Source organism: Methylocystis bryophila (genome assembly GCF_027925445.1).
Classification (GTDB): Bacteria; Pseudomonadota; Alphaproteobacteria; order Rhizobiales; family Beijerinckiaceae; genus Methylocystis; species Methylocystis bryophila.
Genome location: NZ_AP027149.1, coordinates 1041617 through 1066502 on the forward strand (window position 1 = coordinate 1041617; position 24886 = coordinate 1066502).

Here is a 24886-nt window from a genome sequence, read left to right on the forward strand (position 1 = left end):
CCAAGCGGCGGAAAAACAGGGAAAGACGGGAGGAAGCGCGCTCGCTACTTTGGAGGCTTGGCGGAGCGGGCCCCGCCCATCAGCCTTTCCTCGTAGCCGATCGACCATTCGATGATGCGCGTCCAGAGCTCGGTCGACAGCTCCCCGGAAAGCCCATCACGCTTTGCCGCCTCGAGCACCCGCGCCAGCACCTCGTCGATGCGCTCCGGGACGCGCGCCGGAAGTTCAAGCAGCGGCTTGACGCGCGCGGCGCGCTCGATCTGACGCTGGCGCCTGGCCAGAAGCGCGACGATCTCATCGTCGAGGGCGTCGATTTGCCGCCGCACCTCCGCCATCTCGTCCTGCGGCGAAAGCGCGCCGTCGCCGGATGGTCTCTTCATCGAGCCCACCAGGCCTCGGGCGGCTCGATCTTCGGCGCCGCCTGCTCCATTGTCGAGGCCAGCGCAAAGAGGCTCTCCTCGTCGAAAGGCTTGCCGATGAGCTGCAGCGCGAGCGGCAGGCCGTTCGAGGAAAGTCCCGCCGGCAGGGCGAGGCCGGGAAGCCCGGCCATATTCACGGTCACCGTGAAGACGTCGTTGAGATACATCTCGACCGGGTCGGCCTTGCCCTTCTCGCCAAAGGCGAAGGCCGGAGAGGGCGTCGCCGGCGTCAGCACCGCGTCGACCCCCGCCTCGAAGGCCTGGTCGAAGTCGCGCTTGATCAACGTGCGAATTTTCTGCGCGCGCACGTAATAGGCGTCGTAATAGCCCGCCGAGAGCACATAGGTTCCGATCATCACGCGTCGGCGCACTTCGGCGCCGAAGCCCTTGGCGCGCGTGTTCTCATACATCTCGTTCACGTCGCGGCCTTTCTCGCGCAGGCCGTAGCGCACGCCGTCATAGCGCGCGAGATTGGACGAGGCCTCGGCTGGCGCGATGATGTAATAGGCCGGCAGGGCGTAGCGCGTATGCGGCAACGAGATCTCGACGATCTCGGCCCCGGCGTCCTTGAGCCAGCGCGCGCCCTGGTCCCAGAGCGCGGAGATTTCGTCGGAGAGCCCGTCCAGCCGATATTCCCTGGGAATGCCGATGCGGCGGCCTTTGACCGAAAGGCCGATCGCCGCTTCGTAGTCCGGCACGGGCGCATCGACGCTCGTCGTGTCCTTGGGATCGTGGCCCGCCATGGAGCCGAGCAGGATCGCCGCGTCGCGCACACTGCGCGCGATAGGGCCGGCTTGGTCGAGCGAGGAGGCGAAGGCGACGATGCCCCAGCGCGAGCAGCGGCCGTAAGTCGGCTTGACGCCGACCGTGCCGGTGAAGGCCGCCGGCTGGCGGATCGAGCCGCCCGTGTCGGTCGCCGTGGCGCCGAGGCAGAGCCTGGCGGCCACCGCCGCCGAGGACCCGCCCGAGGACCCGCCGGGAACCATTCTCGCATCGTCGAAAACGCCGTTCTTTTTGCGACGCCAGGGCGAGACGACGGGACCAAAGGCGCTGGTCTCATTCGACGAGCCCATCGCGAATTCGTCGAGATTGAGCTTGCCGAGCATCAGCGCGCCATCGCGCCGAAGATTGCCGCTGACGGTCGATTCATAGGTCGGCGTGAAATCGTCGAGGATGCGGCTCGCCGCCGTCGTGCGCACGCCCTGCGTGCAATAAAGATCCTTGATCCCGAGCGGCAGGCCCTCGAGCGGGCGCGCCTCGCCCTTCGCCAAACGCGCGTCGCTCTCCTGAGCTTGCGCGAGCGCGAGTTCCGGCGTCTTGGTGATGAAGCAGTTGAGCAGATCGGCGCGCTCGATCGCTTCGACATGGGCTTTCGCGAGCTCGCTCGCCGAAAGGCGCTTCGCGCGCAGGGCGTCGCGCGCTTCACTCAGGGAAAGATGCGTGGGATCCGACATGAAGTTATTCCGATCGCGGCGCTAGCGCGCTTGTCCCTCGACCACAATCGCTCGAGGACCAACAAATCGCGCCAGATGAAAAGGGTCGAGCGAATTCTGATCGCAAGAGTCCGCTCGCTTCAGCGGAACTTGTTCGAGAACGCCGCCCGTCATTCGACGACCTTGGGCACGACGAAGAATTGATCCTCGCGCTCCGGCGCGTTGACGAGAATGTCCGAAGCCTTGCCGCCGTCGTTGACGACGTCCGCACGCTTTTTCATCTTCATCGGCAGCACCGAAGTCAGCGGCTCGACTCCCGAGACGTCGACGGAGCTCAGCTCCTCGACGAAGGCGAGAATGGCCGAGAGCTCACGGCCCAGCCGCTCGACCTCGGCTTCCTCGACCTTGATGCGGGCGAGATGCGCAATGCGATGGACGAGCGCCGGGTCGACCGTCATGAGGGGCTCCACTCTGGGGTTTCTGGCGCTATAGCATCGCCGCCTTTCACGGCGCAATGCGGCGCGGACGAATGGGGCGGCTCTTAAGCGTTCGCGCCGAATTTGTGCAATTGGGCCCCTTGGCGCGTCAACCAGGCCTCGGCATGGTCGACATCGCTCGAGAGAGACCGGGTCAGCGCCCAGAAACGTGGCGAGTGGTCGAGATGCACGAGATGCGCGACCTCGTGAGCGGCAAGGTAATCCAGCACAAAGGGCGGGGCCATGATGAGACGCCACGAGAAGTTCAGCGATCCCGTGGCGGAACAGGAGCCCCAGCGGCTTACGGGATCACGCAAGCCCACGCTCCTCGCGGGGAGGCCGAGGGTCTGGCTGTGGCGGGCCACGGCGGCCTCGAGGTCGTGTCTTGCTTCGCGCTTGAGAAAATCGCACACGCGCCTGTGCATGTGTTCGACTGAGCCCGTGACGCAGAGCGCGAATTGCGGACCGTCGCTCGATTCGAGCAATGTCTCGGACGCGGCCAGCGGCTCGGTCCAGACCACGCCGCGCGCTTGCGGCCGATGCGTCAGCACATGGTCTACGCCCCTGAGCGGCGCGACCGCGCCCGGCGCGAAGGGGATCGCCTCGGGCAGCCTGCGCAGACGCGTGGCGATCCAGGCGGCGTGTCGTTCGGCGAAGGCGCGCGCGTCGCGCAGGGACCCGCGCTGCGGCATTGTGAGCACGGCGTCGCGGGCGGCGAAGCGAACGCGCAGGGTGTAACGTCGGGCCGCGCGCGAGCGACGCAGCGCAACGACGATTGTCTCTCCCGCGTGACGGAGCACGAGCTGCGAGGAAGTTGATTCGGACGCGCCCTCGGCGCGGAAGAATCGAAGCATGATCTATGCTAAAGCGCGCGGCGAAAAAGGGGAAGCCGGTTTTTCGCGCCGGGCGCTCTCGCGCCTCTCGCTCGAACGGTCGAGCGAGAGGAAATCGCGTCCCATCAGAAGGCTCGTTCCCACCGCAGGAATCTGCCGACTCTCACGAGATTCGCTCTAGAGATAGCGTTGCAGCTCGCGGGCGGCGTCGGCAGGCTTGCGCGCCACGTTGAAGATCGTCACGAAGCGTCCGTCCTTGTCCATCAGATAGACGGCCGTATTGTGATCCACGCCGTAATTGCCGTTCTCGACGGGCGTCTTCTTTGCGTAGATTTTGTATTCCTTGAGCATGGGGTCGAGGGCCTCGTGACCGCCGGTCAGTCCGAGAATGCGCGAGTCGAAGCTTTCGAGATATCGCTTGAGCTCTTCGGGCGTGTCGCGTTCGGGATCCACCGTGACGAACAGTCCGCCGATCTTCGCGTCGGGGCCCAGCGCCCGCATGATTTCGGACATTTCGAACAGAGTCGTGTGGCAGACGTCGGGACAGTTCGTATAGCCGAAGAACACGAGATGAGGTTGGCCGAGCATGTTCTTGTCGGAGAAGCTCTGGCCGCTCTGTGTCGTCAACTGAAACGGGCCGCCAATGACGGGCGGCGGGACCGGTTGGCTCGTATAGGCGACGAAAGCGCCAAAGAGCAGGGCGGCGGCGACCCCCATGCCGATGAGCGATCGGGTTCCAAGTCCCATCGGCTTTGCTTGCGTCGGGTCGCCTTTCCTTGCCGACCGGTCGGAGTTGGGTTTCCCTTTGCTCGAAACTCTCGACATGGATTTCCTTCCTGATGCCTCTTGCCGCTGACTTTCCATTAGAAGCGGATCGGAGCTTCCACGGCTCTCTTCTTGGCCATGTTTCGGCGCGAGCTTGCGGCGCGACCGGATTTCCCGAGGTGTCCGATGAATCTAGACCGCTTGCGCAGCTTCGCCAAGGGCCGACATTGAGACCGGCCTTCGATCGCCATGCGGCTTGCTCTGGCCTCGCCGGAAGGCGTAAGGGTGGCTGGCTTCGGGCCGAGAAATGGGGGCGGCGTCGAATGACCCATGGGACCGATCCTGGGTCGGCGAATAAAGCGAACGAAGAGGCGCTCAGCCGAGATGTCCAACCTGGCCCAAATCCTCAATGTCGGAGCGGGTAACGCCTGGCTCTTCGCGCCCAGCGCAATTTTGCTCGGCGCGTTGCACGGGCTCGAGCCTGGCCATTCCAAGACGATGATGGCGGCGTTTATCATCGCCATTCGCGGGACCGTGGCGCAAGCGATCTTGCTTGGCCTGGCCGCCACTCTTTCCCACACCGCGATCGTCTGGATCATCGCGCTCGGGGGTCTCTACTTCGGATCGCAATGGACGGCCGAAGGCGCCGAGCCCTATCTGCAAATCGTCTCCGGTCTGCTCATTCTCGGCGTCGCCGGCTGGATGGTCTGGAGGAACTGGCGCGATCATCGCGACCACGCGAATCACGCCATCAGGACTCACGCTCACCCTCATCACGACCACGAAGGCCATGATCACGAGCACGATGACGCGCACGAACATGATCACGGCCACGATCATGATCACGGGCGCGAGCTTGATCACGGGTGCGAGCTTGATCACGGCCACGTGCATGCGCATGATCCGCATGACCATGGTCATCAGGGGCATCATCACCGCAACTTCGGCCATCCGCGTCACGAGCGGCCGCATCGGCGATCCCCAATGGCCAAGGAAGCGCGGTTCAAAGAAGATCTGCTGCTCGTCGACCCCGAAGCCGTCGCCGACGCTCATGAGCGCGAGCATGCGCTGGACATCAATCGGCGCTTCGCTGGCCGCAAGGCCACGACGGGCGAGATCGCGCTTTTTGGCCTGACCGGGGGGCTCATACCATGCCCGGCGTCGATCACCGTGCTGCTGCTCTGCTTGCAGCTCGGCAAAATCGCGCTGGGCGCGGCGCTGGTTCTTTGCTTCAGCGTCGGTTTGGCCTTGACAATGGTGTTGGTCGGCGTCGCCGCGGCTTTGAGCCTCCGCCATGTCTCGACGCGTTGGAAGGGATTCGAGGCCTTCGCGCGCCTCGCGCCTTTCGTCTCGGGCGCGCTTGTCGCGGCTCTTGGGCTCTATACGCTCTATCTCGGCGTTGCGGGGCTGGCCTGATCGCGTTTCAGAGCATGTCCCGGAAGAGTGCGAAGCGGTTTTCCAATCAGGACTCGCTCTCGTCCGAAGGCGGAAAGCCGCTCGGGCTCACCCCTTTGGTGAAGGGCTTCTCGAGGAAGAAGTCGAGCAGCGCGTCGACGCTCGGGTCGACGGCATAGGCCGAGAAATCTCTGACGCCCTCCTCGCCGAGCACGAGGCTGTCGATGAAGAAGTTGCCGGTCGTCTCTCGAGACGGGCGCGTCAGGATCGCATGCGCCGCATCCGCGACGATCTCGGGCTTGCGCGAGCGTCGCAGCGCCCCTTCGCCGCCTAAGAGATTGCCGACCGCCGCCGTGGCGATGGCGGTTTCGGGCCATAGAGAATTGACCGCCACGCCGTCGCGAACGAGCTCGCGGGAAAGGCCCAGCGTGAGCAGGCTCATCCCATATTTTGCCGTCGTGTAAGCGAGGTTGGGGGAGAACCATTTCGGGTTCAGATCGAGCGGCGGCGACAGCGTCAGAATGTGCGGATTGGCGGTTTTCTTCAGATGCGGCAGAGCGAGCTTGGCGCAGAGATAGGAGCCGCGCGCATTGACCTGCTGCATCAGATCGTAGCGCTTCATGTCGAGCGTCTCGATCCCCCGCAGATCGATTGCGCTCGCATTGTTGACGAGTATGTCGATGCCGCCGAAGCGCTCGACCGTCGCCGCGACCGCCGCGGCGACCTGTTCCTCGAAGCGAATGTCGCATTGTTGCGCCAAGGCCTTGCCGCCCGCCGCCGCGATGGCCTCGGCGGCGGTGTAGATCGTGCCTGGAAGCTTGGGGTGCGGCTCGACGCTCTTCGCCGCGATCGTCACATTGGCGCCGTCGCGCGCGGCGCGCAGCCCGATGGCGAGCCCGACTCCGCGGGAGGCGCCGGTGATGAAGAGGGTCTTGCCCGCGAGGGATCGAGTCATGGGGACAAGGGATCGAGTCATGGGGAAATGAGCGCCTGTCTCACGCGGTCTCGAGCCGCATCCACTCCCTTTCGAAGTCGGCGCGGTAGCGCGCGCCCTCTTCCTCCGGCAGGAAATGCGTCATGTCCGGGAAAATCTTCTGATAGACCAGCTGGATCGAGAAGTCCCAGGCCATTTTCTGCTCGCCGCGCATCTCGGCGAGAATGGCCTCCAGACGGCGGCGAACGCGGTCTGGGTGGGGCTGAAGCTGCGGCTGTTTGGAGGCGCCGGCGCACAGGGTTTCCTGAGCCGGAGCTCCCCGAGACGTGCATGGCCTATGCATAGCGGCCTCCGAATCGAGTACTTATACATATATCACTTGAGTCTTTACGTTGCCACTCTTAGAGCACTTTATCCACGGGGAAATGTGAAAAAATAATCCTGCGGAGAAATGTCTCTCGTAAGCGCTATCCAAACTTTCAAGCTACAATTATTGCTTCAGCTCGCGCTGTTTTTGCTCTCGACGGCGAGAAAATTTGTCTTCGGAAGCACGGACATTGGCCTGACGAAAGCTTATCAATTGTTTCGGCGCCCATTCCACCATCGATCCTTGCGCTTTCGGCGCTGGCCCGGTAACGCTGCGGCTCCTCAGACATCAGCGGAATGGAGCCGATGAAAGCCCGCGTCGTCGTCACCTTGAAACCCGGCGTCCTCGATCCCCAGGGAAAGGCTATCGAGGGAGCGCTCGGCTCGCTCGGCGTCAAAGGCGTCGCGAGCGTGCGGCAGGGCAAGGTTTTCGACGTGGAGCTTGCCGCCGGCGACCCGGCCGAGGCGAGAGCGAGCCTGGAGGCGGCCTGCCAGAAGCTCCTCGCCAACACGGTCATCGAAAACTATTCGATCGACGTTTAACGGGCTAAGCTCATGAACTGCGCTGTCGTCACATTTCCGGGCTCCAATCGCGAGGGCGACATGGCGCGCGCGCTGAAAGCGGCGACGGGCCGCGCGCCCGCCATGCTCTGGCACGACGACCATGAGCTCCCCGCCGGAACCGATCTCGTCGTGCTGCCGGGCGGGTTCAGTTACGGCGACTATCTGCGCTGCGGCGCCATCGCCGGACACAGCGCGATCATGCACGCGGTGCGCGCGCACGCCGCGCGCGGCGGGCTCGTGCTCGGAGTCTGCAACGGTTTTCAAATCCTTTGCGAAAGCGGGCTCCTGCCTGGCCTGCTGATGCGCAACGCCAATCTGCGCTTCGTCTGCAAGATGCAGCATGTGCGCGTCGAACGCGCTGACACGGCCTTCACGAGCCGCTACGCGAAGGGCCAGACGATCAAGGTCGCGATCGCCCATGGCGAGGGCAACTACGAGGCCGCGGATGAGGAGATCGACCGGCTCGAGGGCGACGGGCTGGTGGCCTTCCGCTATTGCGACGAGTCGGCCCGCCTGGGCGGAGAGGCCAATCCCAACGGCTCGCGCAACGATATCGCGGGCATTTATTCGCCAGGGCGCAATGTGCTGGGCCTGATGCCGCACCCGGAAAATCTCATCGATCCGCTGGTCGGCGGCGTCGACGGACGAGGGCTTTTCGAGAGTCTCGCGGCGGCGTAGCGACGGATGTCATGCAAGTCGATGGGAGGTTCCCCCTCCCGCGCTATCGCGGGAGGGGGGGCAGTCTCGGGGCGTCTAGTTAGAGCGCGATGCGAAAAAGGAGAAACCGGTTTTTCGTACAAATCTCCGCTCTAAACTTTTGGAATCAATCGCATTTTCTGCTTTCGAGCGATCCAGCCTGAACGCGGCATGATCTAGCCCGCGTTATGCCGATCGTTGGGGTCCCCTCTCCCGCGACAGCGGGGGAGGGACAGGGAGGGGGTCTTTCTGTGACGCAATCGATGAGCGCGTCCGTCTGAGCCTCAATCCCCGAGCTCGCCCACGGCGGGCCAGCCATAGGCCTCGGCGGCGCGGCGAATCAGCGCCGATATGAGCGTCGATCCATTGTCGGAATTGCTCATCGCGACGATCCCTTGCCCCGTCTGCGGAAAGATCAGCAGATAGGACTGATAGCCGGGATTTTGGCCGCGCTTCTCGAAGGCGAAGACCTCGCCCGTTCCGGAAATTCGGACGCCCAAGCCATAGGGGCCGCGGTTCTGCGCCGTGAGCATTTCCCCCGCAGCGCGCGGCCCGAGCAAGGGAGACCGCTCGCCGCGGGCGGCGCGGCTGATCTCGATGGCGAGCCGCGCCATGTCGCTCGGCGTTGACCACAGCCCGTCGGCCGCAAGCTCAGGCATGGTTCGCCAGCCGCCGGGAAGCTTCTTCCCCGCGGAGTCGTAGCCAAAAGCGACGCGTCCCTTCATCCCCTCGCCGGGCGGCTGATCAAAGACGCTGTCCTTCAAGCCGATCTGGCGGAAGACGAGATCGGAGGCCGCCTGGGCGAAGGGCGTTCTCGTCTTGGTCTCGACAAGCGCCTGCACGATTTCGAAGCCGCCGTCCGAATAAGAGAAGACGCTGTCCGGCCGCTCGACAACATCAACGGCCGGCGAATTCGACGGCGGGTCGCCATTCAAGATCTGGGGCAGCGTCGGAATGGCCGCGCCCGGCTCGTAGCCCGAATAGCTCGGGACATTCACGCCGCCCGTCATGCTCAGCAGGTTGCGCAGCGTGACCGGATGTCCGGCTGTTAGATCGTTCTCGGGCGCGCGCCAGATATACTGGTCGTCGTTGACGCTGCGATCGAGATCCAGCGCGCCGAGCTCCGCGATTTTCAACGCGGCGACAGCCGCGACGATTTTTGAGAGCGACGCCGCCTGATAGAGCGTTTCTGGCTTCGCTTGGCCCCAGGCGTGGGCGTAAGCGATGCGCCCGTCGGCGATCAGCGCGACGCTCAGGGACGGGACCTTCAGCGCCTTCATGGCGGCCTTGAGGTCCATCCGCTCGGCGGCCTTGGCGCCCGGCCGGTCGATCTCCAATCCGCGTTCGAGCGGCGCCCAATTCGCCGTTTCGCGCGCAAACGCCGAGGAAGAGCCGAACAGGAGCGCGAGGAGGAGAGCGAGCTGTTTCATTGCTGATCCTCGCCTAGAGCATGTCCCGGAAAGTGCGAAGCGAATTTCCGGTCCACGCGATCAGGACGCGCTCTAGCGCGATTTCCGCTCGAAAGGACTCGTGGGAGTGACGAAGGATCGGCGCGGCGGCGGCTTCGTGAAACCCTCGCGGCGTCGATTGCGACCGCCAATTCCATAGAAACCGTCCGGCCTTGGTTTTTATAAACAGTATTCCCTCTTATGACGATGAAAGCGTCGAGGCGCAAACCTTTTCCGCGCGCGCAGGCGTATCCCTGCCGGACGGGCGGTCGCCCGTCATTTTTCTCGCCACCACGTGTCGAGCGTCGCCGGGAAGATCGGGGCGCCATATCGGGGCAGCCGTTCTGGCCGCTTCAAGCCGGAATCATGCGCGGTCCACTGATCGGCGGCGTGAAAGAAGGGGACGATGTAAAAGCCGGAGAGCAGAACCCGGTCATAGGCCCGCACAGCCGTAACGAAGTCCTCCCGGGTCTTGGCCGAGAGAATCGCCTCGATCAGCGCGTCGAGCGCCGGCGAGGCGGCTCCGCACAGATTGTAGCTCGCCTCTTGTGTCGCGCTCGCCGAACCCCAGCGCATGCGCTGCTCGTTGCCGGGCGAGGCGGAGGCCATCCATTGGCCGGGCATCATGTCGAAGTCGAATTTCTGGCGTCGTCGCTGATATTGGACTTCGTCGACGACGCGCACGCTCGCTTCGACGCCGATGCGCTTGAGCGAGGCGGCGTAGTTCAGCGCGAGCCGCTCTTCGGCGCGGTCCTTGACCATGATCTCGAAGGAAACCGCAACGCCGTCCTTCTCGAGCCGATCGCCCTCGAGCCGATAGCCGGCTTGCGCCAGAAGCGCGAGCGCGCGTCTCGCCATCTCCCGATCGCGCCCCGTGCCGTCGTTGACCGGCGGGCGCCAGGCGCCGTCAAGAATGTCCGGGCGCACAGCTCCGGGAAACGGCGCGAGCAGCGCGCGCTCCGCCTCTGACGCGGGGCGTCCTGTCGAGGCGAGATCGGACTGGTCGAAGAAGCTCTTCGTGCGCGTATAGAGGCCGTTGTACAGATTGGCGTTGATCCATTCGAAATCGAACATCATCCCCAAGGCCTCGCGCAGGCGCGCGTCCTTGAAGACCTCGCGGCGCAGATTGAAGGCGAAGCCCTCCATCCCTTTGGGGTTGTCGTTGTGGAGCGTCTCTTTGACGATCCTGCCGTCGCGCGCTGCGGGAAAATCATAGCCGTCCGCCCAGCGCGTGGGGTTCGCCTCGTCGCGGTAGTCGACGAGCCCGGCCTTGAACGCTTCGAAGAGCGCGTTGCCGTCGCGAAAATAGTCGATGTCGATCTCGTCGAAATTGTAGAAGCCGCGCTGGCTGGGAAGCTCCGCGCCCCAATAGTCCTCGTTGCGCTTCAACACGAGCCGCGCGCCCGGCCTGACCTCGACGACCCTGTAGGGACCCGAGCCGAGAGGCGCTGCGAGCGTCGCGTCCTGAAAATGCTCGACGTCCGTCGCATGTTTCGGCAGCACGGGCATCAACGCCAGGATCAGCGGCAGCTCCCGGTCCTTCGCGCCCGTGAGGTCGTAACGCACGGTGTAGGCGTCGGGCGCCTCGATCGATTTCACGAGCCCATAGGCGATGCGCTGCTGTGGGCGCCCTTTCGCTTTCAAGAGCTCGAAGGTGAACATCACGTCGGCCGACGTCAGCGGCGCGCCATCCGAGAAACGCGCCCGCGGGTCGAGATGGAAGACGAGTCGCGTGCGGCCGGCGTCGAGATCCAGCGATTTGACGATCAGCGGGTAGAAGGTGAAAGGCTCGTCCTGCGACCGCATCATCAGGGTCTGGAAGACGTTGCCGGCAAGGCCTTGCGCCGTCGAGCCCGCCTTCAGGTTGAAGGGATTGAGGCTGTCGAATGTGCCGGGCAGGCCGATTCGAAGCCGTCCCCCCTTCTTCGCCTTTGGCTCCGCATAGGGAAAGTGATCGAAATCGGGCGGGAGGAGCGGGGCCCCGTGCATCGCCACGCCATGCGTGGGCCCCTGCGCCTCGCCGCCGCTCACGACCGGCGCTGCGCCGAGGAGGAGCGCCAGGCAGAGACCCGCGCGAAGCCCTTTCAGGTCTCGCGCCCACGAGAGAAGTTGGCGAATCGGAAATCCTTGCATGCGCGCAGGATAGACTCCCTCTGGGAGAAAAAAACGGCGGAGATCGGCTTTTTGCGATTCTCGGCCCCCGGGCGCTGGAATTTGCCTCGCCGACCATGTATGACCTCCGGCGCCGTCACGCTCCCGACTCCGAGGGCGAGAACGTGACGCGCTCTGCGCCGCGACGTCCCTCGCTCTCCGGAATGGCGGGCCCGTCGGCTCCACGCACTGCTGAAGCGCGCAAAGGCGAAAATGGGGCGCCCCCCCGTGGCGTCGGCGAGAACCCCTTCGTTAGGAAAGCAGCCCCAACATCTAAAAGGCACTCGAAAGGAATTCCAATGTCCTTCAACATTCTGCGTTCCTGCGTCGCGGCTGCGGCGCTTTTGACCGCCGGCGCGGCCATTGCTCAGCAGGCCCAGCCCGCGCAGCCCGGCGCCGGCGCCCAGCCCGCGGCTCCCCCCGCTCCCGTCGTGCAGGAATTCGTCGCCGTGGATCCGGAGTGGAATAAGGTCTGCTTCAACGAGCCGCAGACCCAGAAGCAGATTTGCCAGACGACGCGGCTGTTCGGCGATCGCGCGGAGAACCCGGTTCTTTCGATCCTCGTGACCGATCCGGGCGGAGCCGACAAGGCCATCCAGGTCCTCGCGCCGATGGGCGTCGCCCTGCGTCCGGGCTTCCGCATTGCGGTCGACAAGGGAGCGCCGGAAGGCGGCGCTTATGAGCTTTGCACGCCGCAAGGGGCTTATGGCGGGCTGCATGTGAAGCAGGCTTTCGTCGACTCGATGAAGAAGGGCGAGAAGCTCGCCGTCTCGGTCAAGACGATCAATGGCGCGGAGTTCATCTTCAACCTGCCGCTCGCCGGTTTCGGCAAGGCGTTCGACGGCCCCGGAATCGACCCCAAGGTCGCCGAGGAGCGTCAGCGCAAGCTGCAAGAAGAGCTCATGAAGAAGGCCGAAGAGGAGCGCAAGAAGCTCGAGGCGAACAAGACGGGAGCCGCGGCGCCCGCGAAGCCGAAGTAAGCTCCAGAGCGAATTCCGCAGATTGGTTGCGCGGCGCGTTTTCCTCCCGTCACGGGAGGGGCGCGCCGCAGCTTTTTTTGCTTGCATTCGCGCCCGCCGAAGGGGCCCGCCGGCCTATCGCGGAATATGCGCTCAAAACTTTTGCAGCCGGATCGCGCCTTCTGCGCTCAGAGCATGTCACGGAAAAGCGCGAAGCGGTTTTCCGGTCAAGACAGGCTCCACCCTTTTGATTTGGCGCGATTCCTTATCGCTCGAAGGATTCCGTTCGAGCGGGAAACGCGCGAGACGGTTTCGCGCGAAGGTTCTTTTTTCATCCTGCGTGGCTGCGAGCGGCCTCGACCGCTCGACGACCTCCGCGGCTCGGATTTTCGCCGCAAGCGTTTGTATGCGCGGCGCGACCCTTCACATCAACGTCACGCTGGATTGGGATAAAAGCTACGGAGCGCGACGGTCCCTCCTCTCGAGAGAAGCATGGGTCGCCAAATTCGAACCCGTCGCAATCAAAGCGATGACGCCGGGCGCCGCCAATGGCCGCCGCATGGCCCGTCTCTCGGGGCTCGAGTCGCCAGTCATCACCCAGTTCCACTTCGAACATTGACGAGCGCGAGAACGCGTCGTCTGCGGATGACGAAGGCCACATTCCCGAATGATCCAAATTGGCAGGGGGCTAAGCGGCAATGACGACGAAACCGTTTCGCAACACCACATATGACGAGCTCGTCATTGGCGCTACGGCGAAAATCGAGCGCGTCTGCCGCGCCGACGACATGCTGCTCTTCGCGCATGCTTCCGGAAATCTCAACCCGTTGATGCTGCCGTCCTCGAATAGTCTCGACGACTGCCACGCCATCGCCCCCTCGCTCTGGGTCGGATCTCTTGTCTCGGCCGTTCTCGGCAATCTCCTTCCCGGCGCCGGCACGCTCTATCTCGCGCAGAATTTCCGTTTCGGCGCGCGCGTCTCTTGCGGCGACGCGCTCACGGTCGAAGTGCGCTGCACCGAGAAGCGCGAACGACCGGTGGCGCTCTTCGACGTTCGCGTCACGAAGTCGGATGGCGCAATCGCCTGCGAGGGCGTTGCGGAAGTCGCGGCGCCCTTGGAGCCGATCGAGACGTTCCCCGAGGATCTGCCCCCCATGCTGCTGGGTCGGCACGAGAATTTCGCGCAATTGATCCGGCGCGCCACGGGCTTGCCCCCGCTCGCGACCGCGGTCGTCTGTCCGGACGATCAGAATTCCCTGGGCGGCGCTCTGCTTTCGGCGGAGTATGGTCTGATCGCTCCGATCCTCGTTGGCGAGCGGGCGTCGATCCAAAAGGCCGCGGAAGCGGCTGGCGTCGATCTCTCGCCCTACAAGATCGTCGAGGCCGCGGACGATCAGGAAGCTTGCGCGCGCGCTGTCGAGCTCGTCGTGCGCGGCGAGGCGCAAGCCCTCATGAAGGGCAATGTGCATTCCGACGCGCTGCTCGCCGCCGTTGTCAAGAAGGAAGGAGGCCTGCGCGGCCCTCGGCGCATCACCCATGTGTTCGCCATGGATGCGCCGGCGCTCGATCGCCTTCTCTTCGTGTCCGATGCGGCGGTGAACATCGCCCCCGATCTGACGACGAAAGTCGACATCGTCCAGAACGCGATCGATCTCGCGCGCGCCTGCGGCGTCGAGACGCCGAAGGTCGGCGTGCTCTCGGCGGTCGAGACGGTCAATCCGGCGATCCCCTCGACGCTCGATGCGGCGATCCTGTCGAAAATGGCCGAGCGCGGCCAGATCATCGGGGGCATCGTCGACGGTCCCTTGGCGATGGACAACGCCGTCGACATCGGCGCCGCGCGGACCAAAGGGATCTCTTCCCTCGTCGCTGGCCACGCCGATATATTGATCGCGCCCAATCTCGAGGCTGGCAACTTGCTCGCCAAGGAGCTGACCTTCGTCGCCCACGCCGAGGCCGCAGGCCTCGTGCTGGGGGCCAAGGTCCCGATCATGCTGACGAGCCGCGCCGACAACGACCGCGCGCGCCTGGGCTCGAGCGCGCTCGCGCAGCTCTATCGATATTGGCGTAAGACCGGCAAACCCCACGGCAGCGCCAAGCCTCTGGCGCAGGCGGCGGAGTAAGGTCCATGGTCGACCACGTCCTCACGCTGAACGCGGGGTCTTCCTCGATCAAATTCGCGTTGTTTGAGGCGGCGGCGCCTTGGCCGCGCCTCTTGGCCGAGGGCCAAGTCCAGGGCCTCGGCGCGCAGCCGAGCTTCGAGGCCGCGACCGTCAGGGGCTATCCCGTCAAGAGAGCGATGGTCGGCGAAAATCACGCGGCCGGACTCCAGCAGATCTTGCAGTGGCTCAGGGAAGCTTATCCGGAGATCGCGATCAAGGCCGTCGGCCATAGAGTCGTGCATGGCGGCGTGAGCTACGCCGCGCCGACGATCGTCGACGACCGCGTGTTGCAAGAGCTGCGCGATTTGGAGCCGCTCGCGCCGTTGCATCAACCGCATAATCTGACGGGAATCGAGGCCGCGCGAGCGGTTTTTCCTTCCGCCCCGCAAGTCGCCTGTTTCGACACCGCATTCCACCGCGGCCATAGTTTCGTGAATGAGGCCTATGCGCTGCCGCGGGAATATTATGAACGCGGGGTGCGGCGTTTCGGCTTTCACGGGCTCTCTTACGAATATATCGCGCTTCGCCTGCGCGAGATCGACCCCGTGCTCGCTTGCGGCCGAGTGATCGTTGCGCATCTCGGCAATGGCGCTTCGCTCTGCGCGATGAAGGATGGACGATCCGTCGCCTCAACGATGGGCTTCACCGCGCTCGAAGGCCTGCCGATGGGCACGCGATGCGGCGAGATCGATCCAGGCCTCCTTCTCTATTTGCTCCAGCACGACAAAATGTCGCCCGAAGCGCTCAGCGGCCTGCTCTATGAGCAGTCCGGACTGAAGGGCCTTTCGGGGATCTCGCAGGACATGCGCGCGCTCGAGGCGAGCGAGAATCCGCACGCGCGCGACGCCATCGCCTATTTCACCCATCGCATCCGCATGGAGATCGGCGCTCTCGCTGCCGCGCTCGAGGGTCTCGACGCCCTTATCTTCACCGCCGGCATCGGTGAGCATTCCGCACGAGTCCGCGCCAATGTGCTCGAGGGAATGGGCTGGCTCGGGCTGACCCTCGATCCGGCGGCCAATGTTCGAAACGACATGCGCATTTCTGTCGCGCAAGCGAAAATTCCGGTCTTCATCGTCGCCGCCAATGAAGAGGCGACGATCGCCCGCCACGCCATCAAGACGGCCGGCCTGAATCAGATTCCCACCGCTGCTTGATTCGAATGGAGAGAGTCCGTGGAGCCTTCCTTCAGCCCCGTCGACGCCGCCGCCCGCTTTGCCGAGCAACAGGGAGAGCTTGGCCTGCAGAGCCGCCGCGTGATGCTCGCCCTGGGACGTCATTTGGAAAAGATCGCCCGTGAGCACGGCGAGCGCACGCACGCGCTATGGGCCAAGACGAGCGAATCGACTCGACAGTTCGCCGACAATGAGCGCCACAAATTATTCGACGACGCGGTCGACTACGCCGTCGACGCGGCGCAGCGCGGCGTGCTCACGCTCGACGCCCTGTGGCAGCGCGCGGAGAACGACAGGCAGCATGAGGCCGCCGGCACGCCGCCCGTCCTCATCTATGATTCGGAGGTCGTCCTCGACGGAAGCCGCCTGTCGCGCCCCGTCAATTATCTCTTGCTGCGGATTCTGCCGCCGCCGGGCGTGGAGGTGTTCGAATGGAAGCGCCCCTACATGATCATCGACCCGCGCGCAGGCCACGGCGCCGGAATCGGGGGCTTCAAGCCCAATAGCCAAGTTGGCGTCGCCCTTCATGACGGCCATCCCGTCTATTTCGTCGTTTTTCGTCCAGAGCCCGCGCCCGGGCAAACAATCGCCGACGTCACAAACGCCGAAGCTGAATTCGTTCGCGAGATCGCGCGCCGCCATCCGAAGTCGCCGAAGCCGATCGTCGTCGGCAATTGCCAGGGCGGCTGGGCGACCATGGCGCTTGCCGCCGCAAACCCCGACATCACCGGCCCGCTCGTCGTCAATGGCGCGCCGCTTTCCGCCTGGTCGGGAAGGCTGGGCGAAAACCCGATGCGTTACAACGGCGGACTGTTCGGCGGCGCGGCGCAGGCGCTGCTGCTCTCCGATCTCGGCTACGGCGTCTTCGACGGCGCCTGGCTCGTGAGCAATTTCGAATTGCTCAACCCGGGCCGCAATTTCTTCGGCAAATATTACGACCTCTTCGTCGACCCGGAACGCGGGCGTAATCGCTTCCTCGAATTCGAGCGCTGGTGGGGCGGCTTCCATTACATGAATGAAGCCGAGATCCGCTGGATCGTGGAGCAGATTTTCGTCGGCAACAAATTGTCGCGCGGCGTGGCGCAGATCGAGCCCGGACGCACGCTCGACTTCAAGACCATCCGCTCGCCAATCATCGTCTTCGCAAGCTGGGGCGACAACATCACGCCGCCGCAACAGGCGCTGAACTGGATCCCAGACACCTATGTCGACGAGCACGAGATCCGCGTCCGCGGGCAACGCATCGTTTACATGATCCATGAAAAGGTCGGGCATCTCGGTATTTTCGTCTCCTCCTCGATCGCCAAGAAAGAGCACGCCGAGGTCACCTCGACGATGAAGACCATCGAAGCGCTGGCTCCGGGCCTCTACGAAATGATGATCGAAGAGCAGATCGGAGAAGGCGTCGATGCGCGTTTCCGCGTGAGCTTCGCGGCGCGCAAGGTTTCCGATATTTTGGCGATCGATGACGACCGCAGCGACGAAAAGAGCTTCGCGGCGGTGGCGCGTCTCTCCGAGGCGACGGTCAACGCCTACGATCTTTTGCTGCGTCCCTTCGTGCAATCCGTGGTGACGCCCCAGGCGGCGCGCGCCTTCCGCGAGGCGCATCCGGCGCGCGTGCAACGGCGCATCTTGGGCTCTGCAAATCCGTTTCTCGGCTGGGTTCCCGCGACAGCCGAGAACGCCCGAACGCACCGCCGCGCCACCGCCGCCGACAATCCATTCCTACTCGCGGAGCGCCTTTGGGCCGACGGCCTCTCCCAGACCTTCGACTTCTGGCGCGACGTGCGCGACGCCATGGCCGAGGCGACATTCCTTACAATCTATGGTTCGCCGTTCATGCATTGGGTCGGCCGTCCCCTCGACTATCGCCGCGCGCAATTGCGTCCTGAGCAATTGCGCTACTTGCCTGTCGTCGAGGCGGCTTTGCGCCATGTCGACCAGGGCGGCTTCTGCGAAGCCGTCATTCGCATGATGCTCATGCTCAGCGACGCGCGCGGCGCCGTGCGTCGCGATCGCCTCGAGCGTTCCGCCCACATGCTGTCGCATGACAAGCCCTTCGCCGGTCTCGGCCCGGAAAAGCGAACGCAGATCATTCAGGACCAAACGACTATCGTCGAATTCGTCCCCGAACGCGCGCTTCAGACGCTGCCAAATCTCCTGAAAACGCCACAGGAGCGTCTCGACGCGATCGGCGCCGTGGAATTCGTCGCCGGCGCCGTCGAGGAGATGGAGCCGCGCACCTTGGCGATGTTGCAGAAAATTCGGGCCGTCCTCGAGTTGCCGCCGCTTGTGGCTAATCTCGCCCAGCAGGACCCGCTGAGCGTGGACGAGAAGGCCATCGACGACGCGGCGTGAGGCATTGGCGCGCGCTTGATCACGCTGCGTTCGGGCGCAGCGTGGCTTCCATCTTTCGTCACGCGCTATAAACGTCAGGCTGGAGGGAAAGCCCAGCCAGGGCCTGTCGGCATGCGAGCAGCGATTGTCCTGCAACCATGCCCTTCCAGAAGTCCGTTTCGCAATAAAACGCGGCGCGCAGCTCGGCTTTGATTTGTCGTCCTTGCTCAGACTCCGGATCGCCATGGGCATGGAGCCAGGCGTCGGCGCGAAGCGCCTGCAAGACGCGCGGCGGCGGCGCCGTTCCGACTTCAAAGCAGATCGAGGTGATCTCGGCGTTCGGCAGCAGCGCGGACGAGCCGATGATGCTGTCGCCGCTCACGTCCTTCGAGGCGGCGGTTCCGCTTTTTGTCGATGTGACCTCGGCTCCAAACCACTTCGCCGCGCGCTTGTGCCCGGCTTCCTCAGGCGCGTAGATCGTCAGCCGTTCTGCATAGCCGCAGGGTCCGAGCCCGGTGTGATAATCGATGATCCCGACGCGTCTCGCGCGCGAGAGGTATTTTTGAAAGATCGCCGTTTGCGTCCGCCGCGACCACGAAGGCCCATGGCCGCCGAAGAACAGGCCGAGCGGGTGAGAATATTGGCCGCCCGCGACGGCCTGCCAAAACTGGTCCAGCCCCTGCGCTCCGCGCGACGCCCGCCATTCTTCCATTTTGCGGGCCGTCTCCTCTTGCGCCTTGGATGTCCATTCCGCGGGGCAGAGCGTTTCCGCAAGCTCGACATAATCGGGATTGGGCGGTGGCGGCAGGGAGAAATCAAGCCAATTGCGATTGAGATCGACATTGTCTTCGTTGGTTCGCCGCGTCCACGCGAAGCCGTAAGGATTGATCGCGTGGATCATCAGCACGCTGGCGCCGGCCGGGATATCCTCGAATTCCTTTCGGCGTAACCAGTCGACTTGAGCGCCTGATCCGCAATAACCCTCGACGCCGTGAACGCCGGAAATCAAGACGAGCGTCCGCGACGCGTCCGAGGGACCGAACCAGGCGGCGTCGGTGGCGAGCTCCTCACCGCGGGGACCGGAACAAGGGTGCTTGAAGCTCTCCACCCTGACGTCGGCGGCGGAGACGGCCTCCAAGAATTTTTCGCGCGCTTCAGAGTATGAACTGCTGAAGCTGTCGGCGCCGGTCATCCGTCTCTCCCGAAGTCTTCGATCGTTCTGCGGCTTCTGGCGGCCTCGGGGTCTTTCGGTCAGAAAAGGCTCCGAGATTTGATTTGGAGCTTAGTCCTCATCGATCGCGTAATTCGACGCGATCGGTGCGCGCTCTAACGTCCAAGAAGACTGCCAGCAACAACCTCTAATTCCACACGCCCGGCGCGGTGGCGCCGCCAGGTCCGAGCGAGCGCTGCATCATCATCGAATCCGTCCACTTGCCAAATTTGTATGCCACCTGCGGTAGATAACCGACCTGACGGAAGCCGAAATTCTCGTGAAGCTGAATCGAGGCGCGGTTCTCCGCGTCGATGTAAGCGATCATCTGACGATAGCCCGCCACGGCGCAGGTGTCGATCAACGCGGAGAGAAGCAGCCGTCCGATCCCGCGCTGCAGATGTTCGTGATGCACATAGATCGAGTGCTTCACGACATAGCGATAGGCCGGCCGTTTACGGAATGGCACGGCATAGGCGTAGCCGACCACCGTCCCGCCGAGGTCCGCGACGAGATGCGGCAGCTTGTGCTTTTGCATGTTCTTGCGTCGTCGCTTGATGTCCTCGGCGTCAGGCGTCTCGATGTCCTCGTGTTGCGAGGGATCGACGCCGTATCTGATATGGTGCAGATAGATGGCGAGCATCGCCGGCACGTCGACCTCGCGCGAGGCGCGCACCTGAACCCCCAGCGGATGGGCGGAAGCCGACCGTCGCTCGTAAAGGCTCATAAAGCTGAACCCTCCTCGCGTGCGACATAGGTGTAAAATCTAATGGCGCCATTGGCGTCGACCTCACGATAGAGGCCCTGGATTTCCGCTTCGAAGCCAGGGAAAAGATTGGCGGCGCGCTCGAAGGCCTTGAGATAGTCGATCATGGGCCGGGCTCTGTCGCCGAGACGCTCGCCCGGCACGATCGTCGCGATCCCCGGCGGATAGATCACGAAGAGCGTTGTCGCGATGCGGCCTTCGATCTCGTCAATCGGCAGATAGTCGACGTCGTTCCTCACGAGATAACGCGAGGCGGCGCGCGGCGTCATGACCATCTCGGGCAGGTGCTCGGCGCGGAATTGCGCCTTCTGCAAGGCGCTGATGTTCGCCGCGCGAAAGAAGGAGTGCATCTCGCTGCAAAGATCGCGAAGGCGCTTGCCCTTGTAGCGCAGAGGCCGCTTGGCGACAAATTCCGGCATCACGTCGTCGAGGCAGGCGTTATCGTCATGCAGCCGCTTGAAAGCCACGAGCGCGGAGACCAGCGTGCCCGCCTTGCTCGACTCGACGCCGGGCGTGAGCAGAAAAAGCAAGGAATTGAGATCGTTCTTCTCCGGCACGACTCTGTTCTCGCGCAGATATTGCGCGACGATCGGCGCCGGAACGCCGTGATCTTCATAAGCGCCGGTCTTGCGATCGAAGCCCGGGGTAAGCAAGGTAAGCTTTGCCGGATCCGTGATGGCGAAGCCTTTCTCGACCTTGGCGAAGCCGTGCCAGTCTGCGCCCGGCGAAAGCTCCCAGAACTTCGCATGACGCGCGAGCTGGTCCGTCGGCGTGCTTTCCCAGGCGACTTCGTGAAACCCGCCTTCTCGCGCGGCGTCTGGAATCGAGACGCGATCCGGCACGAAAGGATCGAAAAACCAGCGCCTGGCCGGATCGCGCTCCTTTTCCTCGAACTCGCGACGGATCGCTCGAAGCTTCTTGCGCAGCTCGATGCCCAGACGGATCGTGTCATCCCAGAGCACCTCGCCGCTGCGGCCTTTCATCATTTGCGCGCCGACGTCGAGCGAGGCGAACAAGGGGTAGAAGGGCGAGGTCGAGGCGTGCTGCATGAAGCCTTCGTTGAAGCGCTTATGCTCGACTCGGCGCCGTTGTCCCGTGAGGTGACGGTCGCGCACATGGATCTGCGAAGCCTGCGAGAAGCTCGCAAGCTGCTTATGCGTCGATTGGGTCGCGACGATGCCGGGCGAGTGAGGTCCGAGATTCTTCAAACCCATCGCAAAACGGCGCTCGTAGATCGGGTGGAACTTCATGAAGCCGGCCCAGGCCTCGTCGAACAGGATATAATCGCACAAATGTCCGATGCGCTCGACGATCGTCTCGGCGTCGTAGATTGTGCCATCGTAGGTGCATTGCTCGAGCACAGCGGCGCGGAATGGCCGCTCTTTTTTCCAAGCTTGCTTGTCCTTGACGAGCGGATTGTCGCGGATGCGCTCGCGCAGAGCCGTCTCGTCGAAGTCGAAGAAGCGCGTGGGGCCGATGAGTCCATGCGCATTGCGATCGGCAGGCAGGAAGATTGGAATGCCGCCGCCGAGCAGCAGCGCGCCATGATGCGCGGCCTTGTGGTTGTTGCGGTCGAAGAGGACGATATCGTCCTCGGCGACGAGGTTGCAGAGGACGATCTTGTTGGAGGAAGACGTGCCATTGAGCACGAAATAGGTCTTTTCCGCGCCGAAAATCGCGGCGGCGGACTTTTGCGCGGCGAGCGCCGGTCCCTCATGCGTCAGGAGATCGCCGAGCTCGAGGACCGAATTGTCGAGGTCGTCACGAAAGATCGCCTCGCCGAGATGCTCCCTGAAGATGCGGCCGATCGGACTGCGGCTGTAAAAGATCCCGCCATTGTGGCCGGGGCAGGTCCATAGCTGATTGCCTTCCTCGGCGTAATCCACGAGGGCGCCGAAGAAGGGCGTCTTGAGCGTTTCGGCATATTGCTTGAGGCGGCTGACGAGATTCTTGGCAATGAACTCGGGCGTCTCCTCGGCGAGGAACACATAGCCGTCGATGAAGTCCAGCACTTCGACGGGAATGTCCTCGAAGCGCTTGCGGCGCACGAGAATCACGATCGGCATCTCGAGACCGCGCGAGCGCATCAAATTGATGAGCGAGGCGGCCTTGCCCTCGATACCCTTCTTGCCCCAGTCGACGACCATGCAGCCGATCGCGGCGTCCGTTTGGACGGCGAGCTCGGCGTCCTCGAGGCGTCTCGCCTTCACAACCTCGAAACCCATCCGCTCGATGCTGGCGATAATCTCCTTGACGCGCATGCCCTCGAGATCGTCGGCGTCGAAGATGGGCGAGGAGAAGAGGAAGGTGAATCGCTGGGAGAAGTTCATGGCTTGATGCTCCTCGGCTCGAGTGACGAGCAGTTGCTTTTCTTTGGGGGCGTGGCGTCAGGTGCCGCGCAGCGGATAGTCGGCCTGGCGGATCACTCGAACCATTTCCGCCGCCGACTCGCGCCAGCCGATCGTCGCGATCTGAGGCGAGCGGCGGGGCTCGGCAAGCGTCGCCTCGATTGCGGCGGCGAGGCTCTCTGGAGCGAGCAAGTCGAAATAGCGGGCGCCGCTTCCTCCCACCTCGCGGAATATCGGTATGTCGCTCGCGATGACCGGCGCCCCGTGCATCGCCGCTTCGACCACCGGCAAGCCGAAGCCCTCGGCGACGGAGGCGTTCACCGTTCCGCGCGCCTTTTCGTAAAGCAGGTGCAAGTCGGCGTCACTCGCTTGATCGAGCCAGTTCAGTCGACGCCCCGCTTCCGGATGTGTGCGCAAGCGCTCCTGCAGCGCGGTCGTGTTCCAGCCGGGGCGTCCGACGATCGTGTAGCCGATGTCGACGCCCTTGGCCCAGAGCCGCTCGAAAGCGCCGAGCGCCGCCGGATAGGCCTTGCGCGGCTCGAGCGTGCCCACGCTGAGGAAGTAAGGCGCCCCTTCCGCGATGCGGTGCGCCTTGGCGCTCGGCGCGCCCTTGGCGGACTTGGAGAAATCCGCGCCGAGCGGCCACCAGCCCACCCGCAGAGGCTTTCCGCTCGGAGCCGCGGAGAGATAATCGACGACGCTTTCCGCCGTCGAGCGCGAGATCGCGATCGCCGCGTCGGAGGCGCGAACGATCTCGTCGAACCAGCGCGCGAAATCGCCGCCGACCTTGCGATTGAACAGTGGCGGGTGCAGGAGCGGCAGAATGTCGTAAATCGCGACGACGTTAGTTCCGCCTTTTTCCTTCATGCGGCGCATGGCCGGGGGATAGAGCGGCGCTTCATTCCAGGCGGCGTCGAGCAGCAGAAGAATGTCGCCCGCCTCGGGCTCGATCTCTTCCGAGAGGCCGGCGACCGGATAGCGGCGCAAAAATCGCCCATCGTCTTGGATCGTGATCGGCGCGCCGAGACCCTGCAGGGCGCATTGGCGCGCAATTTCGCGCACGACGCGTTGAATGCCGGTCCGGGCGCCTGAGCGCACGGTCGGCGTCATGTCGATCAACAATTGCGGCTTTTGCGCCGGTTCCGGAACCTCGCCGTCTAGGTCGTCCGGAAGCTCCGTTTTCTTGACGCCGCGCAGCTGATCGACGCTCTCGCGCAGAGAGCGCAGCGCCCGCGAGCTCGTCCAATAGAACTCGAGCGCGCGCACATAGAGCCATTTGCTGTAGGGGTCGATCGGGTAGCGGTTGAGCGCGTCGAGCTCGGCGCTGAGGTTCTCCAAAAGATAGGCGTCGATCTTCCGCCGTTGCGTTTCGATGTCGCTCATAACGCCGCATTTAGCCTCGGTTAATGACGCTCGTAAGCGAATCGCCGCCCTGGCGTCGGACGCCGACGGCGGCCTTTTAAGGCATGTTTTCCAAAAGCGCGAAGCGCTTTTTCGGAAAGGACACGCTCGATCAACAAGATGCGACTGCTTCTGGCTCCAGCTTAAAACGAAAGACAAGGGATCAGCTTGTCGCAGCCTCGCTTGCGCCCGATCGCCGGCAAGGTTAGGCCACGCTATGACTGAACGCGCCCCGACCATCGTCTTCGACCTCGACGGCACCCTGGCCGACACGGCGCCCGATCTCGTCGCGACGCTCAATACGTTACTCCTGCGGGAAAATCTCCCCCCGCAGAGGATCGAGACGGCGCGCCCTTTCGTCGGCGCCGGAGCAAGAGCGCTCCTCGAAAGGGGCTTCGCCGCCGCCGGCGCCCCGCTTGGCGAGATGCGCGCTTCCGAGCTCCTCGCGGAGTTTCTCGAGTTCTACGAAGCGCAAATCGCCGACGAGACTCGGCTCTTCCCCGGCGCCGAGCGGTCGCTCGATCGCTTTCAAGAGGCGGGCTTCCGGCTCGCGGTCTGCACCAACAAGACCGAGCGCCTGGCGCAACGCCTGCTCAAGCGGCTCGGCGTCGCCGACCGTTTCGGCGCCATATGCGGGCGTGAGACCTTCGCGCATATGAAGCCGGACGGCCGTGCGCTCCTCTCGACGATCGGGCGCGTCGGGGGCGATCCCGCGCGCGCGGTCATGGTCGGAGATTCGCAGACGGACGTGGCGGCGGCCCGTAACGCCGGCGCGCCGGTCGTCGCGGTCGATTTCGGCTACAGCGACCCTCCGGTCGCGACTTTTCGCCCCGATCGGCTCATCTCGCATTTCGACGAGCTATGGGACGCGGCGGCCGGGCTCTTACGCTAGATCGCGCTGCTTTGAGCGGAACCGCTCAAACGTAGATAACGCGATCGATTCCAAAGTTTTAGAGGACGATTCGCGCAAAAAAACCGGTTTCCGCTTTTTCGCGTCGCGATCGAGCGCGCGCGGCGCCCCCAAGCCCTTTACTGGCGCGGATTTTCT

Annotated in this window: 22 protein-coding genes; 9 read left to right on the top strand and 13 right to left on the bottom strand. The window is 63.9% G+C overall.

The window, feature by feature from the left end; genetic code table 11:
- Positions 1-44: 44 nt before the first annotated feature.
- From QMG80_RS04835 to QMG80_RS04855, 5 genes are all read right to left on the bottom strand, one after another.
- Complete coding sequence (locus tag QMG80_RS04835; protein ID WP_085771789.1) at positions 45-380, bottom strand: chorismate mutase; 336 nt, start codon at positions 378-380, stop codon at positions 45-47.
- Positions 377-1873 carry an Asp-tRNA(Asn)/Glu-tRNA(Gln) amidotransferase subunit GatA gene (gatA, locus tag QMG80_RS04840; protein WP_085771790.1) on the bottom strand — a complete coding sequence of 499 codons (1497 nt, stop codon included), beginning with the start codon at positions 1871-1873 and terminating at the stop codon, positions 377-379. The genes QMG80_RS04835 and gatA overlap by 4 nt, the downstream gene beginning before the upstream one ends.
- A gap of 149 nt (positions 1874-2022) precedes the next feature.
- Positions 2023-2310, bottom strand: a complete 288-nt coding sequence (gatC, locus tag QMG80_RS04845; protein ID WP_085771791.1) for an Asp-tRNA(Asn)/Glu-tRNA(Gln) amidotransferase subunit GatC — start codon at positions 2308-2310, stop codon at positions 2023-2025.
- Between the two features lie 83 nt (positions 2311-2393).
- Entirely contained in the window at positions 2394-3182 is a 789-nt protein-coding gene (locus QMG80_RS04850; protein ID WP_085771792.1) for a M48 family metallopeptidase, read from the bottom strand.
- Between the two features lie 156 nt (positions 3183-3338).
- Positions 3339-3986, bottom strand: coding sequence for an SCO family protein (locus QMG80_RS04855; RefSeq protein WP_085771793.1), 648 nt, complete (start codon positions 3984-3986; stop codon positions 3339-3341).
- A 324-nt stretch (positions 3987-4310) separates the two neighbouring features.
- Here QMG80_RS04855 and QMG80_RS04860 point away from each other — a divergent pair, with 324 nt between their 5' ends.
- Positions 4311-5342, top strand: coding sequence for a nickel/cobalt efflux transporter (locus QMG80_RS04860; RefSeq protein WP_085771794.1), 1032 nt, complete (start codon positions 4311-4313; stop codon positions 5340-5342).
- A 46-nt stretch (positions 5343-5388) separates the two neighbouring features.
- On the opposite strand, the gene QMG80_RS04865 is transcribed toward QMG80_RS04860, so the two are convergent.
- Positions 5389-6276, bottom strand: coding sequence for an SDR family oxidoreductase (locus tag QMG80_RS04865; protein ID WP_085771795.1), 888 nt, complete (start codon positions 6274-6276; stop codon positions 5389-5391).
- Between the two features lie 40 nt (positions 6277-6316).
- Positions 6317-6598, bottom strand: a complete 282-nt coding sequence (locus QMG80_RS04870; protein WP_158658728.1) for a hypothetical protein — start codon at positions 6596-6598, stop codon at positions 6317-6319.
- Positions 6599-6927: 329 nt separating this feature from the next.
- On the opposite strand from QMG80_RS04870, the gene purS reads away from it, so the two are divergent.
- Together purS and purQ are read left to right on the top strand one after the other, a co-directional pair.
- Positions 6928-7164 (top strand): phosphoribosylformylglycinamidine synthase subunit PurS, encoded by a 237-nt coding sequence (gene purS, locus QMG80_RS04875; protein WP_085771796.1) that lies wholly within the window; start codon positions 6928-6930, stop codon positions 7162-7164.
- Between the two features lie 12 nt (positions 7165-7176).
- Positions 7177-7863: a phosphoribosylformylglycinamidine synthase subunit PurQ gene (gene purQ, locus QMG80_RS04880; protein WP_085771797.1), complete on the top strand. Its 687-nt coding sequence runs from the start codon at positions 7177-7179 to the stop codon at positions 7861-7863.
- A gap of 302 nt (positions 7864-8165) precedes the next feature.
- Here the strand turns inward: purQ and QMG80_RS04885 are convergent, their stop codons facing one another.
- Together QMG80_RS04885 and QMG80_RS04890 are read right to left on the bottom strand one after the other, a co-directional pair.
- Positions 8166-9311 carry a serine hydrolase domain-containing protein gene (locus tag QMG80_RS04885; RefSeq protein ID WP_085771798.1) on the bottom strand — a complete coding sequence of 382 codons (1146 nt, stop codon included), beginning with the start codon at positions 9309-9311 and terminating at the stop codon, positions 8166-8168.
- Between the two features lie 294 nt (positions 9312-9605).
- Positions 9606-11462, bottom strand: coding sequence for an extracellular solute-binding protein (locus QMG80_RS04890; RefSeq protein WP_085771799.1), 1857 nt, complete (start codon positions 11460-11462; stop codon positions 9606-9608).
- 317 nt (positions 11463-11779) lie between these two features.
- Here QMG80_RS04890 and QMG80_RS04895 point away from each other — a divergent pair, with 317 nt between their 5' ends.
- The 5 genes from QMG80_RS04895 (at position 11780) to QMG80_RS04915 (ending at position 18134) form a co-directional block, all read left to right on the top strand.
- A complete protein-coding gene (locus QMG80_RS04895; protein ID WP_085771800.1) occupies positions 11780-12460 on the top strand; it encodes an invasion associated locus B family protein in 681 nt (226 codons plus the stop codon).
- Positions 12461-12845: 385 nt separating this feature from the next.
- A complete protein-coding gene (locus QMG80_RS04900; RefSeq protein ID WP_158658729.1) occupies positions 12846-13058 on the top strand; it encodes a hypothetical protein in 213 nt (70 codons plus the stop codon).
- 79 nt (positions 13059-13137) lie between these two features.
- Entirely contained in the window at positions 13138-14562 is a 1425-nt protein-coding gene (locus tag QMG80_RS04905) for a bifunctional enoyl-CoA hydratase/phosphate acetyltransferase (RefSeq protein WP_085771802.1), read from the top strand.
- Positions 14563-14567: 5 nt separating this feature from the next.
- Complete coding sequence (locus QMG80_RS04910) at positions 14568-15758, top strand: acetate/propionate family kinase (RefSeq protein ID WP_085771803.1); 1191 nt, start codon at positions 14568-14570, stop codon at positions 15756-15758.
- An 18-nt stretch (positions 15759-15776) separates the two neighbouring features.
- Complete coding sequence (locus QMG80_RS04915; RefSeq protein ID WP_245299896.1) at positions 15777-18134, top strand: DUF3141 domain-containing protein; 2358 nt, start codon at positions 15777-15779, stop codon at positions 18132-18134.
- A gap of 58 nt (positions 18135-18192) precedes the next feature.
- Here the strand turns inward: QMG80_RS04915 and QMG80_RS04920 are convergent, their stop codons facing one another.
- From QMG80_RS04920 to QMG80_RS04935, 4 genes are all read right to left on the bottom strand, one after another.
- On the bottom strand, positions 18193-19305 hold the full coding sequence (locus QMG80_RS04920) for a M14 family metallopeptidase (RefSeq protein ID WP_085771804.1): 1113 nt from the start codon (positions 19303-19305) through the stop codon (positions 18193-18195).
- 166 nt (positions 19306-19471) lie between these two features.
- On the bottom strand, positions 19472-20050 hold the full coding sequence (locus tag QMG80_RS04925) for a GNAT family N-acetyltransferase (protein ID WP_085771805.1): 579 nt from the start codon (positions 20048-20050) through the stop codon (positions 19472-19474).
- Complete coding sequence (locus tag QMG80_RS04930; RefSeq protein WP_085771806.1) at positions 20047-22419, bottom strand: Orn/Lys/Arg family decarboxylase; 2373 nt, start codon at positions 22417-22419, stop codon at positions 20047-20049. The genes QMG80_RS04925 and QMG80_RS04930 overlap by 4 nt, the downstream gene beginning before the upstream one ends.
- A gap of 57 nt (positions 22420-22476) precedes the next feature.
- Positions 22477-23820, bottom strand: coding sequence for a glycosyltransferase family 4 protein (locus QMG80_RS04935; RefSeq protein ID WP_158658730.1), 1344 nt, complete (start codon positions 23818-23820; stop codon positions 22477-22479).
- A gap of 235 nt (positions 23821-24055) precedes the next feature.
- Between QMG80_RS04935 and gph the strand changes: the two genes are divergently transcribed.
- Entirely contained in the window at positions 24056-24730 is a 675-nt protein-coding gene (gene gph, locus QMG80_RS04940; protein ID WP_085771808.1) for a phosphoglycolate phosphatase, read from the top strand.
- Positions 24731-24886 lie beyond the last annotated feature (156 nt).

Excerpts from the sequence above, each read along its gene's own strand:
- QMG80_RS04835 (WP_085771789.1), bottom strand. The coding sequence starts at position 380 with ATGAAGAGACCATCCGGCGACGGCGCGCTTTCGCCGCAGGACGAGATG.
- gatA (WP_085771790.1), bottom strand. The coding sequence starts at position 1,873 with ATGTCGGATCCCACGCATCTTTCCCTGAGTGAAGCGCGCGACGCCCTG.
- gatC (WP_085771791.1), bottom strand. The coding sequence starts at position 2,310 with ATGACGGTCGACCCGGCGCTCGTCCATCGCATTGCGCATCTCGCCCGC.
- QMG80_RS04850 (WP_085771792.1), bottom strand. The coding sequence starts at position 3,182 with ATGCTTCGATTCTTCCGCGCCGAGGGCGCGTCCGAATCAACTTCCTCG.
- QMG80_RS04855 (WP_085771793.1), bottom strand. The coding sequence starts at position 3,986 with ATGTCGAGAGTTTCGAGCAAAGGGAAACCCAACTCCGACCGGTCGGCA.
- QMG80_RS04860 (WP_085771794.1), top strand. The coding sequence starts at position 4,311 with ATGTCCAACCTGGCCCAAATCCTCAATGTCGGAGCGGGTAACGCCTGG.
- QMG80_RS04865 (WP_085771795.1), bottom strand. The coding sequence starts at position 6,276 with ATGACTCGATCCCTCGCGGGCAAGACCCTCTTCATCACCGGCGCCTCC.
- QMG80_RS04870 (WP_158658728.1), bottom strand. The coding sequence starts at position 6,598 with ATGCATAGGCCATGCACGTCTCGGGGAGCTCCGGCTCAGGAAACCCTG.
- purS (WP_085771796.1), top strand. The coding sequence starts at position 6,928 with ATGAAAGCCCGCGTCGTCGTCACCTTGAAACCCGGCGTCCTCGATCCC.
- purQ (WP_085771797.1), top strand. The coding sequence starts at position 7,177 with ATGAACTGCGCTGTCGTCACATTTCCGGGCTCCAATCGCGAGGGCGAC.
- QMG80_RS04885 (WP_085771798.1), bottom strand. The coding sequence starts at position 9,311 with ATGAAACAGCTCGCTCTCCTCCTCGCGCTCCTGTTCGGCTCTTCCTCG.
- QMG80_RS04890 (WP_085771799.1), bottom strand. The coding sequence starts at position 11,462 with ATGCAAGGATTTCCGATTCGCCAACTTCTCTCGTGGGCGCGAGACCTG.
- QMG80_RS04895 (WP_085771800.1), top strand. The coding sequence starts at position 11,780 with ATGTCCTTCAACATTCTGCGTTCCTGCGTCGCGGCTGCGGCGCTTTTG.
- QMG80_RS04900 (WP_158658729.1), top strand. The coding sequence starts at position 12,846 with ATGCGCGGCGCGACCCTTCACATCAACGTCACGCTGGATTGGGATAAA.
- QMG80_RS04905 (WP_085771802.1), top strand. The coding sequence starts at position 13,138 with ATGACGACGAAACCGTTTCGCAACACCACATATGACGAGCTCGTCATT.
- QMG80_RS04910 (WP_085771803.1), top strand. The coding sequence starts at position 14,568 with ATGGTCGACCACGTCCTCACGCTGAACGCGGGGTCTTCCTCGATCAAA.
- QMG80_RS04920 (WP_085771804.1), bottom strand. The coding sequence starts at position 19,305 with ATGACCGGCGCCGACAGCTTCAGCAGTTCATACTCTGAAGCGCGCGAA.
- QMG80_RS04925 (WP_085771805.1), bottom strand. The coding sequence starts at position 20,050 with ATGAGCCTTTACGAGCGACGGTCGGCTTCCGCCCATCCGCTGGGGGTT.
- QMG80_RS04930 (WP_085771806.1), bottom strand. The coding sequence starts at position 22,419 with ATGAACTTCTCCCAGCGATTCACCTTCCTCTTCTCCTCGCCCATCTTC.
- QMG80_RS04935 (WP_158658730.1), bottom strand. The coding sequence starts at position 23,820 with ATGAGCGACATCGAAACGCAACGGCGGAAGATCGACGCCTATCTTTTG.
- gph (WP_085771808.1), top strand. The coding sequence starts at position 24,056 with ATGACTGAACGCGCCCCGACCATCGTCTTCGACCTCGACGGCACCCTG.